Source organism: Pseudarthrobacter sp. AB1, from assembly GCF_014926485.1.
Classification (GTDB): domain Bacteria; phylum Actinomycetota; class Actinomycetes; order Actinomycetales; family Micrococcaceae; genus Arthrobacter.
Genome location: NZ_PZKO01000037.1, coordinates 1 through 4,140, shown reverse-complemented (window position 1 = coordinate 4,140; position 4,140 = coordinate 1). Strand labels below are relative to the sequence as shown.

4 protein-coding genes and 1 pseudogene are annotated in these 4,140 nt (G+C 60.6%); all 5 read left to right on the top strand.

Going from position 1 to position 4,140, the window contains the following annotated elements:
- Positions 1–497: 497 nt before the first annotated feature.
- The gene (locus tag DAD99_RS10690; protein ID WP_185262135.1) at positions 498–878 is read left to right on the top strand and encodes a cupin domain-containing protein; all 381 of its coding nucleotides are present in this window, start codon (positions 498–500) and stop codon (positions 876–878) included.
- Positions 879–886: 8 nt separating this feature from the next.
- Complete coding sequence (locus DAD99_RS22105) at positions 887–1,369, top strand: dimethylamine monooxygenase subunit DmmA family protein (RefSeq protein WP_309233246.1); 483 nt, start codon at positions 887–889, stop codon at positions 1,367–1,369.
- On the top strand, positions 1,366–2,352 hold the full coding sequence (locus DAD99_RS10680; protein ID WP_185262134.1) for a PDR/VanB family oxidoreductase: 987 nt from the start codon (positions 1,366–1,368) through the stop codon (positions 2,350–2,352). Before DAD99_RS22105 ends, DAD99_RS10680 begins: the two co-directional genes overlap by 4 nt.
- Entirely contained in the window at positions 2,349–3,350 is a 1,002-nt protein-coding gene (locus DAD99_RS10675) for a DUF3445 domain-containing protein (protein ID WP_227007917.1), read from the top strand. The genes DAD99_RS10680 and DAD99_RS10675 overlap by 4 nt, the downstream gene beginning before the upstream one ends.
- A gap of 283 nt (positions 3,351–3,633) precedes the next feature.
- Positions 3,634–4,140 (top strand): annotated as a pseudogene (locus DAD99_RS10670) (tyramine oxidase); the annotation flags it as partial.

Sequence of the window (4,140 nt, the reverse complement as noted above, 5' to 3'; positions counted from 1 at the left end):
GTGCCCGGCGTGCCCGGCGGACACGGCTGCTGATCCCTGACAAAGCACCGGAAACCGAAACGATCACCACGCTCCTGGCCGCTATAACCGAGCTGAAAAACAGCCTCCGACAACAGGACCGGCTTCTGGCCTGAGAACCACTCGGCCAGCCCTTCAACCACCAGCACGACCCATCGGAGACGTGGAACCCGACGCCCAACCAGCGACACCAGGCCCTGCCAGCACACCCAAAACCAGAAAATCAGCCCGAACCAGAATCAAACCGGAACCCGACGGCCAACCCGAGCATCATGAAAAATCCGGGCTAAATCCCAAGGCGTAATTTTCTAAAAAAGACTGGACTAGATGAATTAAGTACCGTAGCTTTGCAGATGGGACGAGGAGCGTGACTCGCATCACACCCAGCAAGGGCTCGGATTAGAGCTCAGTTGGTTATCCCTGAGGACGGCCCCTCCCGAAACCCCATTTTTTACACACCACCAGTCAAAGGAGACACCATGGAAACCACACTCGTAGGAACACTGACCAAGGCCGGATCGATCCACAAGGTAGAGAACGGCTTCATCGGTCTCCCGTCCATGGACGAGCCGGGGACGGTAGCCGCGATCGGCGATTCCCTCCATAACCCGGAGGGGTCGGTCATGTGCGCCGGATTCTTCGAACTGAAGGCCTCGGAGCCCTTGGTGTACACCTACACCTACGACGAAATGAAGGTCGTCATCAAGGGTGAATTCATCCTCACGGACCAGACCACGGGCGAAGTGACGCACGCGAAGGAGCGCGACGTGCTGTTCTTCCCCAAGGGCACAACCGTCAAGTTCGAAACCCCCGAGTATGGCCTGGGGTTCTTCGCCGGCGACCGCACCTTCGCACCGTAAGACCGACCATGCGTTCCGCGTCCATGCCGCCAGCAGCCGGCAACGGCCTGGAACCTGGTTTCCGCGGTGTCATCTGTGTATCTTTCGGATCCTCAGATGACACCGCACTTCCAGACACCAATGGCCAGCCCCGGTACGATCTCCATTTCGAATCGGTAACCGCCGAGAGCCTCTCGGAACTCAAGTCTGTGTTCAGCGGTTCCCGTGTAGGTGTCCGTCTGATACTCGCAGGCCCCCCGACGGATATCCGTGCAGCCGCAGCAGCTGCCGCAGACTGCGGACTTCTGGGCGATGAGGTAACCCTCCTGCCCCAGGAAACCGGACCCCGGTTTGTTTATTGCCCGCATTGCCTTACCACCACCGTTGATGAGGCGGCCGGCACCGAGGTGAAGTGTCAAGGATGCGCCACCACCTTGACCATCGCTGATCACTTTTCCCGACGAAGAGGCGCATACCTGGGCTACTCAGCCCACGCCGAGGAGGCAGCATGACCGCCATAGCGCTCCAGCCCCGCGTCCACCCGGCCGTGGAAGGAGGCCTCCAGCTGGAGGTGACAAACGTCAGCCGCCAGACGGAATCGATTGTCAGCATCACGATGGCTGCCCCGGAAGGTGGAAGGTTGCCCTCCTATGTCCCGGGGAGCCACCTTGTGGTCCAATGGGGAAACGGCGTCAATGCATACTCACTGACAGGCTCAGGCAACGCACCGTCCGAATACAGCATCTCTGTCCTGAGGGTCGGCGAAGGAGCCGGCGGCTCCTTAGCCATGCACCGGCTTTGCGTCGGTGATCGTGTTAATGTTGCGCGCCCCCGGAGTGCTTTTGCTCCCGCATCAACGGCGACGCATCATCTGCTTGTTGCTGCCGGAATCGGGATCACGCCGATTCTTTCACACGCCAGGGCCGCGGTGGAACGGGGTTCCACGGCAACGATGATCTACGTGCACCGGCCAGACGCCGGCGCCCACGTAACGGAAGCACGGGAACTGCTCGGGCCCGGGTTGACCGCTTTGGTCGAGTGCACTGACCGGGGCAGTTTCCAAAACGTTCTGGCAGAAGCGCTCATAACGCAGCCCGTCGGAACCCATCTCTACGTGTGCGGTCCGGTTGTCTTCATGGATGCGGTCCTGGAAGAGGCCCGAGGCCATGGCTGGTCATCGGCCCGGCTCCATTCAGAAGCCTTTGGCGCAGCTGAACTGGACGCGGGCGAACCCTTTACGGTGCATCTGGCACGCAGCGGCGTTCGTTTGGAAGTTCCAGCCGGCGTTTCGCTGCTGGAGACCCTTGAAACAGCAGGGCAAAGCATCCCCAATATGTGCCGAAAAGGCATCTGCGGCGAATGCGTCCTGCCGGTGCTTCGCGGTGCACCCCAGCACCGGGATCTTTACCTATCCGAGCAGGAAAAGGCCGCGAACACCACAATGATGTGCTGCGTTTCGCGTAGCAACGACCCAGAATTGGAGTTGGACCTTTGAGTAGCACGATCATCGAAACCGATCCTGACGCCGCCCTCCTCCCGGAACGGATCAGGCGCTTTCCCTTTCCTTTTGCCTCTGACACCTACCGGTACAGCGCAAACGTCGAACCAGCCACCAAGACAGCGCCGACAGAGGCGGGCGCCTGGGGCGCCCATCTCGTGGACATCGACGAACACTATCTGGATGAACTGGCCGAACGCGCCAAAGTGCTGACCCGCGACCCTTCCCGCGTGAATGTCCTCCCCCACATGCGAACGGCGGTGTGGGACGCCCTCACCACCCTGCTATCCTCCATGGCCGATGACTACCCGGATACGATGTCCTTCCACCGGGAAGGGAACATCTGCCGTTGGCGTAACGGTCTGCAGAACCTCGAGGTGGAATTCACCGTCGGAGACGACAGCTCGCTGCCGGAGGGGCCACTGCGGTTCCTCGGCACGCAGATCCAGGATGACATCATTCTTCTTGATATCCGCGAAGACACGTTGTGGCTTGATGCCGGCCTGGTCACGTTCGCCGCCGACTGGTCATTCGGTTTCGACGTCGGCATGAACTTCCTAGAAATCCACCATCCCGTCCCGCGGGTGAAGGAAGAACGCATCACCAGCCGGGCCGAGCAGTTCCTGTTGCGCCTGCAGCCCGGGGAACAATTTCGGCGGACCAACTGGACGATGACCATAGGCAGGCGTATGGATACCTCCACGGAAACCTACCCTGAATGGGGCCCCGACCGCAGCACCATAGCCGACGATCCTGCCATGCCGGAGAAGCTACACCTGCGGGTGGAAGTGCAGCATTTGATCCGTCTCCCGCACTCCGGTGCCCTGCTGTTCCTGGTCCGGACCCATCTCCTGCCGCTCACCGACATTGCCCGGGTACCTGCGTGGCGGGAAAAAATGGGCCACGTGCTCGCCGAACTACCGGACGACATGGCCGAATACAAGGGCATCATCCGCTACCGCAAAGCTGCATCTGACTGGCTGCTCGCCCGCTAAACCCCGGCATCGCGCCATAAAGAGGCAATAAAAGAATATGCATAAAAAAAGCTAGACTAAATGATTTATTTCACGTAGCTTGGCAGCAAGAGGAACACGTGACCGGCATCACGTCCGTGGAGTTCAGAGTTTGGCTCCGCCGGCAAGGCCCGGCATCCTCCAGGCGGCTTTCAAGCATATGAGTGGACTGCCAAGTATTCGCAAAACGCCACCCATGTCACGGGGCAACTCGCCTATCAGGCCCTAGGGATCTCATCCTCAAGAAAGAACCAAGGAGAAAACCATGACTCTCACCACTGAAATCCACACCGAGGTTGGGGTAGCCCACCCTCTCGATCCGCTCTCCCGCGACGAGATTTCCCGGGCCGCGGCGATCCTGAAGGATGGCCAGGCCGCGGCCGAATCGTTCCGCTTCATCAGTATCGAGCTGCGCGAACCGGAGAAGGAACTGCTCCGCTCCGGCGCGGCAACGGTCCGCGAGGCCGACGCGGTCCTCGTCGACCGTGCCGAGGCACGGTCCTACGAAGCGATCGTGGACCTGGACTCGGGCATCGTCTCCAAATGGACGCAGCTCGCCGCACACATCCACCCCCCGTTCATGCTCGACGAATTCGCCGAAGGCGAAGAGAGCTGCCGCAAGGACCCCGAAGTCCAGGCCGCCCTGGCCAAACGCGGCATCACCGACATGTCCCTGGTCTGCTTCGAACCCTGGTCCGTGGGCTACTTCGGCGAAGACGATCAGGGCCGGCGCCTGATGCGCGCCCTCGTCTTCGTCCGAGAAGAAGCAGAC

Coding starts and splice junctions, on each gene's coding strand:
- DAD99_RS10690 (WP_185262135.1), top strand. CDS start 498: ATGGAAACCACACTCGTAGGAACACTGACCAAGGCCGGATCGATCCAC.
- DAD99_RS22105 (WP_309233246.1), top strand. CDS start 887: ATGCGTTCCGCGTCCATGCCGCCAGCAGCCGGCAACGGCCTGGAACCT.
- DAD99_RS10680 (WP_185262134.1), top strand. CDS start 1,366: ATGACCGCCATAGCGCTCCAGCCCCGCGTCCACCCGGCCGTGGAAGGA.